Source organism: Burkholderia sp. Ac-20349 (genome assembly GCF_017104865.1).
Lineage (GTDB): Bacteria > Pseudomonadota > Gammaproteobacteria > Burkholderiales > Burkholderiaceae > Burkholderia > Burkholderia aenigmatica.
Map to the genome: position 1 here is coordinate 15,157 of NZ_JAAGPM010000043.1, position 13,959 is coordinate 29,115.

The 13,959-nt window shown below is 65.6% G+C and carries 12 protein-coding genes; 8 read left to right on the forward strand and 4 right to left on the reverse strand.

Annotated elements, in window-relative coordinates:
- The first annotated feature begins 89 nt into the window (after window positions 1–89).
- Both cutA and dsbD read left to right on the forward strand, forming a co-directional pair.
- Window positions 90–416, forward strand: a complete 327-nt coding sequence (gene cutA / locus G3N61_RS16275) for a divalent-cation tolerance protein CutA (protein WP_043191857.1) — start codon at window positions 90–92, stop codon at window positions 414–416.
- Window positions 409–2,256 carry a protein-disulfide reductase DsbD gene (gene dsbD, locus G3N61_RS16280; RefSeq protein WP_043191855.1) on the forward strand — a complete coding sequence of 616 codons (1,848 nt, stop codon included), beginning with the start codon at window positions 409–411 and terminating at the stop codon, window positions 2,254–2,256. Before cutA ends, dsbD begins: the two co-directional genes overlap by 8 nt.
- A gap of 156 nt (window positions 2,257–2,412) precedes the next feature.
- Here the strand turns inward: dsbD and hemB are convergent, their stop codons facing one another.
- Together hemB and yihA are read right to left on the reverse strand one after the other, a co-directional pair.
- On the reverse strand, window positions 2,413–3,411 hold the full coding sequence (gene hemB / locus G3N61_RS16285) for a porphobilinogen synthase (RefSeq protein ID WP_174952939.1): 999 nt from the start codon (window positions 3,409–3,411) through the stop codon (window positions 2,413–2,415).
- Between the two features lie 253 nt (window positions 3,412–3,664).
- Entirely contained in the window at window positions 3,665–4,324 is a 660-nt protein-coding gene (yihA, locus tag G3N61_RS16290; protein WP_043191851.1) for a ribosome biogenesis GTP-binding protein YihA/YsxC, read from the reverse strand.
- A gap of 214 nt (window positions 4,325–4,538) precedes the next feature.
- Between yihA and G3N61_RS16295 the strand changes: the two genes are divergently transcribed.
- The 5 genes from G3N61_RS16295 to msrQ all read left to right on the forward strand — a co-directional run bounded on the left by G3N61_RS16295 (window position 4,539) and on the right by msrQ (window position 10,682).
- A complete protein-coding gene (locus tag G3N61_RS16295; protein ID WP_043191849.1) occupies window positions 4,539–5,192 on the forward strand; it encodes a c-type cytochrome in 654 nt (217 codons plus the stop codon).
- A gap of 217 nt (window positions 5,193–5,409) precedes the next feature.
- Window positions 5,410–7,626 carry a cytochrome c biogenesis protein ResB gene (locus G3N61_RS16300; protein WP_089449755.1) on the forward strand — a complete coding sequence of 739 codons (2,217 nt, stop codon included), beginning with the start codon at window positions 5,410–5,412 and terminating at the stop codon, window positions 7,624–7,626.
- 4 nt (window positions 7,627–7,630) lie between these two features.
- Window positions 7,631–8,821 (forward strand): c-type cytochrome biogenesis protein CcsB, encoded by a 1,191-nt coding sequence (gene ccsB / locus G3N61_RS16305; RefSeq protein ID WP_089449756.1) that lies wholly within the window; start codon window positions 7,631–7,633, stop codon window positions 8,819–8,821.
- Window positions 8,822–8,979: 158 nt separating this feature from the next.
- Window positions 8,980–9,975, forward strand: coding sequence for a protein-methionine-sulfoxide reductase catalytic subunit MsrP (gene msrP / locus G3N61_RS16310; RefSeq protein ID WP_043191842.1), 996 nt, complete (start codon window positions 8,980–8,982; stop codon window positions 9,973–9,975).
- Between the two features lie 20 nt (window positions 9,976–9,995).
- The gene (gene msrQ / locus G3N61_RS16315) at window positions 9,996–10,682 is read left to right on the forward strand and encodes a protein-methionine-sulfoxide reductase heme-binding subunit MsrQ (RefSeq protein ID WP_089449758.1); all 687 of its coding nucleotides are present in this window, start codon (window positions 9,996–9,998) and stop codon (window positions 10,680–10,682) included.
- A 78-nt stretch (window positions 10,683–10,760) separates the two neighbouring features.
- On the opposite strand, the gene G3N61_RS16320 is transcribed toward msrQ, so the two are convergent.
- Window positions 10,761–11,039, reverse strand: a complete 279-nt coding sequence (locus G3N61_RS16320) for a lipoprotein (protein WP_089449759.1) — start codon at window positions 11,037–11,039, stop codon at window positions 10,761–10,763.
- Between the two features lie 36 nt (window positions 11,040–11,075).
- Here G3N61_RS16320 and cyaY point away from each other — a divergent pair, with 36 nt between their 5' ends.
- The gene (gene cyaY / locus G3N61_RS16325; RefSeq protein ID WP_043191836.1) at window positions 11,076–11,405 is read left to right on the forward strand and encodes an iron donor protein CyaY; all 330 of its coding nucleotides are present in this window, start codon (window positions 11,076–11,078) and stop codon (window positions 11,403–11,405) included.
- Between the two features lie 93 nt (window positions 11,406–11,498).
- Here the strand turns inward: cyaY and G3N61_RS16330 are convergent, their stop codons facing one another.
- The gene (locus tag G3N61_RS16330; protein WP_205823022.1) at window positions 11,499–13,892 is read right to left on the reverse strand and encodes a penicillin-binding protein 1A; all 2,394 of its coding nucleotides are present in this window, start codon (window positions 13,890–13,892) and stop codon (window positions 11,499–11,501) included.
- Window positions 13,893–13,959: the final 67 nt, after the last annotated feature.

Below are 13,959 nucleotides of genomic sequence, written 5' to 3' on the forward strand. Positions count from 1 at the left end.
GGCTGCGCTACGATACGGGGCAGCCGGCGCGCTCCCCAGGTGGGCAATCCGCGTCGGCAGGAGCCGATAGACCAACCAGGAGGGCGCGGATGATAGTGGTGCTGATGCTGACGACGGTGCCCGATGCCGCGACCGCTCAGGCGCTTTCAGACGGTGCGCTCGATGCGCGGCTTGCCGCGTGCGTGTCGGAGCTCGGTGCGATCAAATCGCGCTATCACTGGCAGGGCAAGGTCGAAACGGCCGACGAGATCCAGTTGCTGTTCAAGACGAGCCCCGTGCGGGCGCTCGAACTGGAGCGATTTATTCTCGCGCATCATCCTTACGAGACGCCCGAAATCGTCTCGTGGCAGACGACGGCATCGGCCGCGTACGGCCAATGGGTGATCAACGAAACTCAACGTCTATTTCATGTTTAACGGTATGGCGCTTCCCGTGCGCGTGCGCGCGCTGCGGTTCCTCGCAGTCCTGTTGTCGTTCATGCTCGTGCTGGGCGGCCTGTCGGTCGCGCGCGCGGCCGACGATTTCCTCGATCCGTCGGTTGCGTTCAAGTTCAGTGCGAGCGAATCGCCGGGACAGGTGGACGTCCGCTTCAAGGTCGCCAACGGTTATTACCTGTACCGCGAGCGGTTCGCGTTCGCGGTAAAGAGCGGACAGGCGACGCTCGGCGAGCCGCAATTCCCGGCCGGTCACGTGAAGTTCGATCAGACGTTCCAGAAGAACGTCGAGACCTACCGCGACGAAGTCATCGTTCACGTGCCCGTCAAGCAGGCGTCGGGGCCGTTCGAGCTCGCGGTGACGTCGCAGGGCTGCGCGGACGAGGGCATCTGCTATCCGCCGGCCGAGCACGTCGTGAAGGTCGACGGCGCCGCGCTGGGTGCCGCCTCGTCGTCCGGCGATACGGCCGCTGCGGGCAGCTGGTTCGACAAGGTCACGAGCGCCGATTTCGCGCAGTCGCTGCTCGAAGGGCACGGCTTCTTCACGATCGTCGCGCTGTATTTCGTCGCGGGCGTCGTGCTGAGCCTGCTGCCGTGTTCGTACCCGATGATCCCGATCGTGTCGGCGATCATCATCGGCCAAGGCACGCGCGCGACGCATGCGCGCGGTTTCGCGCTGTCGCTGACCTACGTGGTCGGCATGGCGCTGGTTTATACGGTGCTCGGCATCGCCGCGGCGCTGGTCGGCCAGAGCCTCGGTGCGTGGCTGCAGAACCCGTGGGTGCTCGGCGCGTTCGGCGTGCTGCTGACCGCGTTTGCCGTCTCGCTGATCTCGGGCAAGGACATCGCGCTGCCCGCGCGCTGGCAGAACGGCGCGGCCGAGGCATCGGGCGCGCGCCAGGGCGGCCATTTCGTCGCGGTCGCGGCGATGGGCGCGCTGTCCGCGCTGGTCGTCGGTGCGTGCATGACGGCGCCGCTATTCGCGGTGCTCGCCTTCATCGCACACACCGGGAATGCGCTGCTGGGCGGTGCCGCGCTGTTCGCGATGGGGCTGGGGCTCGGCGTGCCGCTGCTGGTCGTCGGCGTCGGTGCCGGGACCGTGCTGCCGCGCGCCGGCGCCTGGATGGACGGCGTGAAGGTGTTCTTCGGCATCGTGCTGCTCGCAGCCGCGCTGTGGATCGTGTGGCCGGTGCTGGCCGGTGGCCTGAAGATGGTGCTCGCTGCGTTGTGGCTGTTGATCGCGGCCGCGGCGCTCGGGCTGTTCACGCCGAATGCCGGCGCCACGTCTATCTGGCGTCGCCTCGGCCGTGGCGTGGGCGCGGCGCTCGCGATCTGGGCGGCCACGCTGCTCGTCGGCCTGGCTGCGGGGTCGACCGATCCGGTCAAGCCGCTGGCGGTGCTGGCGGCACGCACGGTTGCGTCCGGCGGCGCTGCGACGGCAGGCGCGGCCGCAGCGCAGGACGGCCCCGCGTTCGCATCGGTGCGCTCGAGTGGCGAACTCGACGCGCTGCTGAAGACATCCGGCCAGCCCGTGATGCTCGACTTCTACGCCGACTGGTGCGTGAGCTGCAAGGAGATGGAGCATCTGACGTTTACCGACGCGCGCGTGCAGGCGCGGCTCGCGCAGCTTCACCTCGTGCGCGCGGATGTCACTGCGAACAACCCGGACGACCAGGCGCTGTTGAAGCGCTTCAACCTGTTCGGGCCGCCGGGCATCATCTTCTTCGATCGCAACGGTAACGAGATCGGGCGTGTGGTTGGCTATCAGGCGGCCGAGACGTTCCTGCGCAGCCTGGACCGGGCTGCCGTTCCGACGGTATGACCATGCCTGTCGGGGGCGTGCCGGTGGCGAAGCGGCGCGCTCGAGCGGCATAAGCGGACGATCGACACGAGCAGACGGCTCCGGTCGACGGCAAACAAAAAAACGGCGGGACACCGAAGTGTCCCGCCGTTTTTCTTTCCGCCTGCCGGCGGGCAATCAGCGTTGCGCTTTCAGCAGACGCGCGGCGTCGAGTGCGAAGTACGTGAGCACGCCGTCGGCGCCCGCCCGCTTGAACGCGAGCAGCGATTCGAGCACGACCTTGTCGTGGTCGAGCCAGCCGTTCATCGCGGCGGCCTTCAGCATCGCGTATTCGCCGCTCACCTGGTACACGTAGGTCGGGAAGCGGAACTCGTCCTTCACGCGGCGCACGATGTCGAGGTACGGCATGCCGGGCTTGACCATCACCATGTCGGCGCCTTCGTCGATGTCGAGGCGCACTTCGCGCAGCGCTTCGTCGCTGTTCGCCGGATCCATCTGGTAGGTCATCTTGTTGCCCTTGCCCAGATTGGAGGCCGAGCCGACTGCGTCGCGGAACGGACCATAGAACGCCGATGCGAACTTGGCCGAATAGGCCATGATCCGCGTGTGGATATGGCCGTCGCTTTCCAGCATTTCGCGGATGGCGCCGATGCGGCCGTCCATCATGTCCGACGGGGCGACGATGTCGACACCGGCTTCAGCCTGCGCGCGCGCCTGATCGATCAGGATCTCGATCGTGTCGTCGTTGATCACGTAGCCATTCTCGTCGAGCACGCCGTCCTGGCCATGGCTCGTGTACGGATCGAGTGCGACGTCGGTCAGCACGCCGAGTTCGGGGAAGCGCTTCTTCAGCTCGCGCACCGCGCGCGGGATCAGGCCTGCCGGATTGGCTGCCTCGCGGCCGTCAGGCGTCTTCACCGACGGCTCGATGGCCGGGAACAGCGACAGCACGGGCACGCCGAGTTCGACGCATTGCTCGGCGACCTGCATCAGCAGATCGACGGACACGCGTTCGACGCCCGGCATCGACGGCACCGGCTGCCGTTCGTTGGTGCCTTCCACGACGAATACCGGATAGATCAGGTCGTCGGTGGTCAGGCGGTTTTCGCGCATCAGGCGGCGGGAGAAGTCGTCGCGGCGCATCCGGCGCGGACGATGAAGCGGATGGAAGCTCATGGCGATTGGGTAGAAATCAGGGCAGTAAGAACCTTACGGAACCCTTCGGTCATTTTCGGGAGCGTTGGTATATGATAGCGATCGAGCGGCGCGCGTTGCGTGCAGCTCCCCGCTTCTCCTCCCTGAGCGGGTGCCTGTCGTTTTTCGATTAGGCTGTTTGACCCGCCGTTCAACGGCGGGTTTTTTTATGAGCCGGCCGAAACCGCAGGCGCCGTCAGGTGCGCGCCGCCGATCCCGGCCGCGCGTTGCCCGATCATTGTGCTACAGGCTCGCTTTTTTCGTCGGCGGCGGACGGCCGCACCCAGCTCTCGATCAGCGCGTGCGCCTCGTCGAGCCCCGTGCGCTTCATTGCCGAGAACAGCTGGACCGTCAGCTTGCCCTGGACACCCTGGTCACGATACGCATCGAGCCCCTTTTGCGCGGTCCGCAGCGCATTGATGCTTTCCTGCCGCGTCAATTTGTCGCACTTCGTCAGCAGCGTGTGGATCGGCTTGCCGGTCGGCACGAACCACTCGATCATGCGGCGATCGAGGTCGGTCAGCGGACGGCGCGAATCCATCATCAGGATCAGGCCGCAAAGCTGCGAGCGGGTCGCGAGGTAGGACGACAGCAGCATTTCCCAGTGCGCCTTGGCGGCGCCGGGCACTTCCGCGTAGCCGTAGCCGGGCAGGTCGACGAGGTTCGCGACGGGCTCGTCGGCCGGGCCGACGGAGAAGTAGTTGATATGCTGCGTGCGGCCGGGCGTCTTCGACGCGAAGGCGAGCCGCTTCTGGTTGCACAGCACGTTGATCGCCGTCGACTTGCCGGCATTCGAGCGTCCCGCGAACGCGATTTCCGGCTGGACCGTCGGCGGCAGGTCGCGCAGATGGTTGACGGTCGTGTAGAAGCGGGCTTGATGGAGCAGAAAGGCCATGGGAACCGGAAGGACGGGCGGCGCAAGCCGCTTGGTGGAGGCGGGGTAGCCCCGATAGGCGCCGGAGCTTTCAACACGATATTGTACAATACGGCGGTTTTACCGAAGGCTACCGGGCGCCTGCCTCGCGCTTTTATGTAGCTTCTGCGGTAGACTGAACGCCGTCGTTTTTTGCAGAACCTCAAATTCCCACAAGACGAAACAGGGTGTGCGAATGAATCGACTGTGCAAGTCTCTGATGGTGCTTCAGGTTGCAGCAGGGTTCGTAGGTTTCGTAGCGGAGGCAAACGCGGCAGATGCGGCAAAGCCGGATCTCGACCGTGGCAAGGCGATTGCCGGGCAGGTCTGCGCGTCGTGTCACGGCGCCGACGGCAACAGCGCGTCGGGCAGTTTCCCGAAGCTTGCCGGCCAGCATCCCGAATATCTGGTCAAGCAGTTGAACGACTTCAAGACGCAGCCGGGCGCGAAGGGGCCGGTGCGGAACAACGCGGTGATGGTCGGATTCGCGAGCGCGCTGAGCGCGGACGACATGCGCAACGTCGCCGCGTACTACGGGTCGCAGTCGACGAAGCTCGGCACCGCACGCGATGCGGCGACCGTGCCGATCGGCCAGAAGATCTATCGCGGCGGCATCGCGGAGAAGGGCGTCCCCGCCTGCGCGAGCTGCCACGGGCCGACAGGGCAGGGGATCCCGGTCCAGTACCCGCGTCTGTCGGGGCAATGGGCCGATTACACGGTCGCGCAGTTGACCGCGTTCCAGCAGGGTGTCGGCGCGCGCAACAACAACGAGGCGATGCATCAGATCGCGACGCGGCTGTCGGACAACGAGATCAAGGCCGTCGCGGATTACATCGCGGGCCTGCGTTGAGCGGTCAGCCGCGAGAATGACCGGGCGCCCGAAGGGCGGCCGGAGTCAGAACAAGAAAAGGGTGGGGCGCCGCATCGTTGCGGTTGCCTCGCCCTTCTTTTTTGTCGGCACGCGCCAGGCCAAGCCAGGATGGAGCGGCTTGCCGGAGATGGGGGGCTGCGCTCCCCAAGCGAACAAAGTGAGCGTTGGGGGCTGTTTCCCCTGAGTCGGAGTTTGAATGAGCGTTACCACGTCGGGGTTGCAGTCGAAGTCGGGTCAGGGTGCGTCCAAGCGCGCGGTCGAGCTGCTGAGCTCGATGCGCTTCGCGATCGCGCTGCTGGTGGTGCTGTCGATTGCGAGCATCATCGGCACGGTCCTGACCCAGGACGATCCGTATCCGAACTATGTGAACCAGTTCGGGCCGTTCTGGGCGGACATTTTCCGCTCGCTCGGCCTGTACAACGTGTACAGCGCGTGGTGGTTCATGCTGATCCTGATCTTCCTCGTCGTGTCGATCTCGCTGTGCGTGATCCGCAACGCGCCGAAGATGCTCGCCGATGCGAAGAGCTGGAAGGACAAGGTTCGCGAAGGCAGCCTGCGTGCGTTCCACCACAAGGCCGAGTACACGGCGTCCGGCACGCGCGCGACCGTCGCGGCGACGCTCGCCACGTTCGTCACCAAGGCCGGCTACAAGCACGTCGTGCGTGAAAACGACGGCGCGACGCTGATCTCCGCGAAGCGCGGCGCGATGACCAAGTGGGGCTACATCTCCGCTCACCTCGCGATCGTCGTGATCTGTATCGGCGGCCTGCTCGACAGCAACCTGCCGATCAAATTCCAGATGTGGATGTTCGGCAAGAGCCCGGTCAACACGAGCGCGACGATCAGCGAGATCTCGCCGGATCATCGCCTGTCCGCGTCGAACCCGACGTTCCGCGGCTACGCGTGGGTGCCCGAGGGCCAGTTCGTGTCGACCGCGATCCTGAACCAGCCGAGCGGCTCGCTGATCCAGGATCTGCCGTTCTCGATCCAGCTCAACAAGTTCATCGTCGATTACTACACGACGGGCATGCCGAAGCTGTTCGCGAGCGACATCGTCGTGATCGATCGCGAGACCGGCCAGAAGATCCCGGCGCGCGTCGAGGTCAACAAGCCGTTCACGTACAAGGGCGTGTCGATCTACCAGTCGAGCTTCCAGGACGGCGGCTCGCAGATGCAGATGACGGCCTACCCGATGACGGGCGGCAACGCGAAGACCTTCCCCGTGCAGGGCACGATCGGCAGTTCGGCGCCGCTGCAGATGCCGGGCAACGATGGCGACACGATCGAGTTCTCCGATTTCCGCGCGATCAACGTCGAGAACATGGCCGACGCGAACGGCAAGCCGGACGTGCGCGGCGTGGCGACGACGAGCTCGCTGAAGGAAGCGTTCGACGAACGGCTCGGCTCCGGCGCGAAGACGTCGAAGCCGACGCAGCTCCACAACATCGGCCCGTCCGTGCAATACAAGATCCGCGGCAAGGACGGCCAGGCGCGCGAGTTCAACAACTACATGCTGCCCGTCGACATGAACGGCGTGCGCGTGTTCCTCGCCGGCGTGCGCGCGAGCCCGAACGACCCGTTCCGCTACATGCGGATTCCGGCCGACAGCCAGGATTCGATCGGCGAATGGATGCGCCTGCGCGCCGCGCTCGAGGATCCGACCGTGCGCGCCGAAGCCGCCGCGCGCTTCGCGCAGCGTTCGCTGCCGGGCACCGACGCATCGCTGCGCAGCCGCCTGCAGGACAGCGCATCGAAGGTGCTGACCCTGTTTGCGGCGAGTGACGACAGCGTCGGCCGCGGCGCCGACGGCCAGCCGATCGGCGGCTTCCAGGCGGTGGCGACGTTCATCGACCGCTCGGTGCCCAAGGCCGAGCAGGAGAAGGCCGCGAGCCTGCTGCTGCGGATGCTCGAAGGCTCGATGTGGGAGGTCTGGCAGATCGCGCGCGAGCGTGCCGGCGAGCCGGCGGCGCAGCAGGGCACCGACACGATCCGCTTCGTGCAGAACGCGATCAATGCGCTATCTGACAGCTTTTTGTATGGATCGCCGGTCTATTTGCAGCTTGACTCATTCAAGCAGGTGCAAGCTTCGGTATTTCAGTTGACGCGCGCACCCGGCAAGAATCTGGTGTATCTTGGCAGCCTGCTGCTGGTCGCCGGCATCTTCTCGATGTTCTACGTGCGCGAGCGGCGCCTCTGGTTCTGGTTGAAGGACGCCGGTTCGGGCGTCGATGTGGTGATGGCAATGTCCACGGCCCGCAAGACCTTCGATTTCGAGAAAGAATTCGTGCAGACGCGCGACGCGGCCGGTGCCGCCCTGCACGCCGCACCTCGCGACGCCGCGCCGGCCCGTGCGGCATCGACGGCCCGTCCGCCTGCCGGCGGCGGTTCCGATTCCGAGAATTCCACCCGGTAACATCATGGATCTCACGCAAGTTTCCTCTTCCCATCGGGCGTCGGCCCAGGCTCCAGTTGTGGCGCCGCTGTTCGACGACCGTCCGTTCCTCGCGCGCCTGTCGTTGCTCGACTGGCTGTTCGCGCTGGCGCTCGTGGTGGGCGCGGGCTATGCGCTCGTGCACTACAACGAGCACATGAATTACTACGACAAGGCCGTGATGATCGGCACCGTGCCGGCGCTCATCACGCTCGGCTGGCGCTGGAAGCCCGCGCGGCTGATGATGGCGTCGATCACCGTGCTGGCGCTTCTGTCGATCCAGATCTACCAGGGCGATCTCGCGCGCGCCGATTCGGCGTTCTTCCTCAAGTACTTCCTGTCGAGCCAGTCGGCCATCCTGTGGATGAGCGCGCTGTTCGTGCTCGCGACGATCTTCTACTGGATCGGGCTGCTCGCGCGCTCGGAGTCGGGCTCCGCGATCGGCCAGAAGCTCACGTGGGTCGCCGTGCTGATGGGCTTCACCGGCCTGATGGTGCGCTGGTACGAGTCCTACCTGATCGGTGCGGACGTCGGGCACATTCCGGTGTCGAACCTGTATGAAGTGTTCGTGCTGTTCAGCCTGATCACCGCGCTGCTCTACCTGTATTACGAAGGCCATTACGGCACGCGCGCGCTCGGCGCGTTCGTGCTGCTGGTGATCAGCGCGGCCGTCGGCTTCCTGATGTGGTACTCGGTCGCGCGCGATGCGCAGCAGATCCAGCCGCTCGTGCCGGCGCTGCAGAGCTGGTGGATGAAGATCCACGTGCCGGCGAACTTCATCGGCTATGGCAGCTTCGCGCTGTCGGCGATGGTGTCGGTCGCGTACCTGATGAAGGAGCGCGGCGTGCTCGCGGATCGCCTGCCGACGCTCGAAGTGCTCGACGACGTGATGTACAAGTCGATCGCGGTCGGTTTCGCGTTCTTCACGATCGCGACGATTCTCGGCGCACTGTGGGCCGCTGAAGCCTGGGGCGGCTACTGGAGCTGGGACCCGAAGGAAACCTGGGCGCTGATCGTATGGCTCAACTACGCGGCGTGGCTGCACATGCGCCTGATGAAGGGCCTGCGCGGCTCGGTGGCCGCATGGTGGGCGCTCACGGGCCTGCTCGTGACGACCTTCGCGTTCCTCGGCGTCAACATGTTCCTGTCCGGGCTGCACAGCTACGGCAAGCTGTAAGATTTCCGCTGTTCGTCCGACTATGAGACCGCCGGTGCACCGTGTGCCCGGCGGTTTTCTTTTGTAACGGGCGGGCGGTCCGGGCGTCGAACGGCGCAAGACGGGTCGGGTCGAACGCTCATGAAGCTGCGCGCGGCGCATGCAGGAGGAGCAGCACGATGTGGATCAAACGCCCTTTGCGGAACGTACTGACCGGCGGCGATATTGCGCCCGGCGAAATCACGCCGCGTGCGGTCTTCGAGAACCGGCGGCGCGTGTTGCAGGCGGCCGGCCTCGCGGCGGCGGGCGGGCTGCTCGGCGGCAGCGGCGCAGCATGGGCCGCCTATGCGTCGCCCGATGCGCGGGCCGCGAAGCTCGCGGCGAAGACGAATCCGAAGTTCGTCGCGGCCGACAAGGTGACGCCGTTCAAGGACATCACGTCCTACAACAACTTCTACGAATTCGGCACCGACAAGAGTGACCCCGCGCAGAACGCCGGCACGTTGCGGCCGCGCCCGTGGCGCGTGAGCGTCGAAGGCGAGGTGCTGCATCCGAAGGTGTTCGATCTCGACGAACTGCTGAAGCTCGCGCCGCTCGAGGAGCGCGTGTACCGGTTGCGCTGCGTCGAGGGTTGGTCGATGGTGATCCCGTGGATCGGCGTGCCGCTGTCCGAGCTGATCAAGCGCGTGCAGCCGACCGGCAACGCGAAATACGTGCAGTTCATCACGCTGGCCGATCCGTCGCAGATGCCCGGCCTCTCGACGCCCGTGCTCGACTGGCCGTACTCGGAAGGGCTGCGGATGGACGAGGCGATGAATCCGCTGACGCTGCTGACGATGGGCGTCTACGGGCAGGTGCTGCCGAATCAGAACGGCGCGCCGGTGCGGATCGTCGTGCCGTGGAAGTACGGCTTCAAGAGCGCGAAGTCGCTCGTGAAGATCCGCTTCGTCGACAAGCAGCCGAAGACGAGCTGGAATACGTATGCGGCGAACGAGTACGGCTTTTATTCGAACGTGAACCCGAACGTCGATCATCCGCGCTGGAGCCAGGCGACCGAGCGGCGCATCGGCGAGGACGGCTTTTTCACGCCGAAGCGCAAGACACTGATGTTCAACGGCTACGGCGATCTGGTCGCGTCGATGTATCAGGGCATGGACCTGAAGAAGAACTTCTGAGCGTGACGGTGAGAAACGACATGCCTCCTTCGACGCTGACACCCGCGCGCGCAGCCGGCGCCGGTTCGGCCGCACGTGCCGCGCGGGGCGGTGCGGTCCGTCCCGCCGCGCCGCGCTGGCTCGCGCCGGCCAAGGTGCTGGTTTTCGCGGCCGGCCTTTATCCGCTCGCGCGTCTCGTGCTGTTCGGGCTGACCGACCGGCTCGGCGCGAATCCGATCGAGTTCATCACGCGTTCGACGGGCCTCTGGACGCTCGTCTTGTTGTGCATCACGCTCGCCGTCACGCCGCTGCGGCGCATGACGGGGTTCGCCGCGCTGCTGCGTTTTCGCCGGATGATCGGGCTGTTCGCGTTCTTTTACGCGACGCTGCACTTCACGACCTACCTGTGGTTCGACAAGTGGTTCGACGTCGTTGCGATCCTTAAGGACGTCGGCAAACGCCCGTTCATCACGGTCGGTTTCGCCGCGTTCGTGCTGCTGATTCCGCTCGCGGCAACCTCGCCGCGCGCGATGGTGCGCCGGCTCGGCCGCCACTGGGCGACGCTGCACAGCGCGATCTACGCGATCGCGCTGTTCGGCGTGCTGCACTTCTGGTGGATGAGGGCCGGCAAGCACAATCTCGCGCAGCCGAAGCTTTATGCGGCGATCGTTGCCGCGCTGCTTGGCTGGCGGGTCATTGCATGGGGATGGCGGCGCGTGCGCGCGTGACGGCGCAGCCTGGAAAAACAAAAGGCGATGACCGGGAAGTCATCGCCTTGTTTCGCGAGCGGTACAGGCGGCGCGCCGTTACTTTGCGACGGCCGGGCTCGATGCCGGTGCGGGCTTGGCCGATGTGCCGCTCGACAATTCGGGCGACAGCGTGAGCGGCGTACCGGACGAATCGGGCACACTGTCGGACGACGCGTTTTCATCGGTCGGCTTCACGTCCGACGGTGGTGCGTCCTGCTGCTGGAGTGGCTTGGGCATCGGAGGCACGGTGGGCAGATAGAGCGCGCCGCTTTGACCGCAGCCGGCAAGAATCGCCAAAGCCGCTACAATCGCGCTCATCCGGAAAACGACTCGCATGATCGTCCCTGAACAATTGAACCGATAGAGTTTAGCATGTCCGATACCGAATACCTGACCCGTGCCGAGGCCGTACTGGCGGCCGTCGAGCGTACCGTCGACGACGCCAACGACGGCGATCACGACATCGATCTGGAGCGCAACGGCAGCGTCCTGACGCTGACGTTCGAGAACGGCTCGAAGATCATCGTCAACCTGCAGCCGCCGATGAAGGAAGTGTGGATCGCCGCGAAGGCGGGCGGTTTCCACTACCGTTTCATCGACGGCGAATGGCGCGATACGCGCACGGGCACCGAGTTTTTCTCGGCGCTCACCGAATACGCGACGCAGCAGGCCGGCCTGGCGATCACGTTCAGCGCGCCGTAACGGCCAGGGCCGAAGCCGGGGCCGCGCCCCGAGCTGTCGTGCCAAAGAAAAAGCGCCCCCGCGGGGGCGCTTTTTTCATGTCCGGGCGGGCGATCAGTGCGCCTGGAACAGGTTCATGATGTCCTGCTTTTCCTGCTCGTCGACGTGCGGCACGGTGGCATCGACGTTCTGCGCGGCCGGTGCCTGCGGTACGCCGACCGTCGACACGAAGCCGTGACCCGGCGCGAACTCGGTGAAGTACAGCTCGCCGCCGAGCGATTCGACGCCGTCCGGCACCGTCGGCTTGAACTCGGGCACGCCCTTCAGCGCGGCGCCCATGTATTCGATCCAGACGGGCAGCGACAGGCCGCCACCCGTTTCGCGATCGCCGAGGCTGCGCGGGTTGTCGTAGCCGATCCACGCGATCGCGGCGAGCGTGTGCTGGTAGCCGGCGAACCACGCGTCGTGCGAGTCGTTCGTCGTGCCGGTCTTGCCCGCGAGGTCGGTGCGCTTCAGCACGTTGGTCCGTGCGCCCGTGCCGCGCTGCGCGACGCTCTGCAGCAGGCTGTTCATCACGTATGCGTTGCGCGCGTCGATCGCGCGCGGTGCGTTCTGCTCGGCGACGAGCGGCTGCGCGCGCACGACGATCGCCCCGTTCGGATCGGTGACTTCCGCGATCAGGTACGGATTGACGCGGTAGCCGCCGTTCGCGAAGACCGAGTACGCGCCCGCCATCTGCAGCGGCGTGACCTGGCCCGCGCCGAGTGCCATCGGCAGGTAGGCCGGATGGCGTTCGGCGTCGAAGCCGAAGCGCGTGATGTACTGCTGCGCGTACTTCGTGCCGATGTGATTCAGGATCCGGATCGACACGAGGTTGCGCGAGCGCTGCAGCGCGGTGCGCATCGACATCGGGCCTTCGAAGCCGCCGCCGTAGTTCTTCGGTTCCCACGGCTGGCCGCCCGTTTCGGCGGCGCTGAAATACAGCGGGCCGTCGTTGATCACGGTTGCCGGCCCGAGGCCCTTGTCGAGCGACGCCGAATAGATGAACGGCTTGAACGACGAACCCGGCTGTCGCCACGCCTGCGTGACGTGGTTGAACTTGTTCTTGTTGTAGTCGAAGCCGCCGACGAGCGAGCGGATCGCGCCGTCCTGCGGGACGATCGACAGGAACGCCCCCTCGACCTGCGGCAACTGCGTGATCGACCATTTACCGGCGTCGTTCTTCACGACGCGGACGATCGCGCCCGGGCGGATGCGGCGATTCGGCTGCGCATTGGCCGACAGCGCGCCCGACGCGAAGCGCAGGTTGTCGCCTTCGATCGTCGCATTGCTGCCGTCGATGAACGCAACCGTGATCTGGCGCGGGGTGGCCGCCGTGACGACCGCGGCAATCAGTTCACCGTTGTCGGGGTGTTCGAGCAGCGCATCGTCGATCGCCTGTTCGCGGTCATCGGCACCGGCCGGCAGCTCGATGAAGCCTTCCGGCCCCCGATAGCCGTGCCGGCGTTCGTAATCCATGATGCCCTTGCGCAGCGCGGTGTATGCGACCTGCTGGTCCGCGGAGTCGATCGTCGTGACGACGTTGAAGCCGCGCGTGTAGGTTTCCTCACGGTATTGCGCGTACATCATTTGTCGGACCATTTCCGCGACGTACTCGGCGTGCACGCTGAAATCGCGGCCCGGACCCTTGACGACGAGGGGCTGTGCGACGGCCTCGTCGTACTGTTCGCGCGTGATGAAGTTCAGCTCGAGCATCCGTTGCAGGATGTATTCCTGGCGCACCTTTGCGCGCTTCGGGTTCACGACCGGGTTATACGCGGACGGTGCCTTCGGCAGCCCGGCGAGCATCGCTGCTTCGGCGAGCGTGATGTCCTTCAGGTCCTTGCCGAAGTAGACCCGCGCGGCGCTTGCAAAGCCGTACGCGCGCTGGCCGAGATAGATCTGATTCATGTAGACCTCGAGAATCTGATCTTTCGTCAGCGCACGCTCGATCCGGTACGCGAGCAGCATCTCGTAGATCTTGCGCATGTAGGTCTTCTCGCTCGACAGGAAGAAGTTGCGCGCGACCTGCATCGTGATCGTGCTCGCGCCCTGCGACGCATGGCCGTTCGTCAGCGCGACGAAACCGGCGCGGACGATGCCGGTGAGGTCGACGCCGCCGTGATCGTAGAAGCGCGCGTCCTCGATCGCGAGGATCGCGTTCTTCAGCGAGGCGGGCACGTCCTTGAAATGGACGACGTCGCGGCGCTCTTCGCCGAATTCGCCGATCAGCACGTGATCGGACGTATAGATGCGCAGCGGCACCTTCGGCCGATAGTCGGTCAGCGCGTCGAGCGACGGCATGTTCGGCCAGGCGACGACGAGCGCGTAGCCGAGCACGAGGCCGCCGGCCACGACGAGCGCCACGCACATCGTGGCGAATCCGAGCAGGACTTTTTGCCACCAGGGCCGCTTCTTCGGCTCCGGGGCAGGAGGCGGGGACGTAGGAGTCGTGGATTGCATAGGCATACCGGAAAACAGTCCCGCGATTATAGCTGCCCGGTAAGACCGGTCCTGACGCGGGGGGCCGCCCGCC

What these genes read in the sequence shown, in the direction of transcription:
- cutA (WP_043191857.1), top strand. Translation starts at nt 90, where the DNA reads ATGATAGTGGTGCTGATGCTGACGACGGTGCCCGATGCCGCGACCGCT.
- dsbD (WP_043191855.1), top strand. Translation starts at nt 409, where the DNA reads ATGTTTAACGGTATGGCGCTTCCCGTGCGCGTGCGCGCGCTGCGGTTC.
- hemB (WP_174952939.1), bottom strand. Translation starts at nt 3,411, where the DNA reads ATGAGCTTCCATCCGCTTCATCGTCCGCGCCGGATGCGCCGCGACGAC.
- yihA (WP_043191851.1), bottom strand. Translation starts at nt 4,324, where the DNA reads ATGGCCTTTCTGCTCCATCAAGCCCGCTTCTACACGACCGTCAACCAT.
- G3N61_RS16295 (WP_043191849.1), top strand. Translation starts at nt 4,539, where the DNA reads ATGAATCGACTGTGCAAGTCTCTGATGGTGCTTCAGGTTGCAGCAGGG.
- G3N61_RS16300 (WP_089449755.1), top strand. Translation starts at nt 5,410, where the DNA reads ATGAGCGTTACCACGTCGGGGTTGCAGTCGAAGTCGGGTCAGGGTGCG.
- ccsB (WP_089449756.1), top strand. Translation starts at nt 7,631, where the DNA reads ATGGATCTCACGCAAGTTTCCTCTTCCCATCGGGCGTCGGCCCAGGCT.
- msrP (WP_043191842.1), top strand. Translation starts at nt 8,980, where the DNA reads ATGTGGATCAAACGCCCTTTGCGGAACGTACTGACCGGCGGCGATATT.
- msrQ (WP_089449758.1), top strand. Translation starts at nt 9,996, where the DNA reads ATGCCTCCTTCGACGCTGACACCCGCGCGCGCAGCCGGCGCCGGTTCG.
- G3N61_RS16320 (WP_089449759.1), bottom strand. Translation starts at nt 11,039, where the DNA reads ATGCGAGTCGTTTTCCGGATGAGCGCGATTGTAGCGGCTTTGGCGATT.
- cyaY (WP_043191836.1), top strand. Translation starts at nt 11,076, where the DNA reads ATGTCCGATACCGAATACCTGACCCGTGCCGAGGCCGTACTGGCGGCC.
- G3N61_RS16330 (WP_205823022.1), bottom strand. Translation starts at nt 13,892, where the DNA reads ATGCCTATGCAATCCACGACTCCTACGTCCCCGCCTCCTGCCCCGGAG.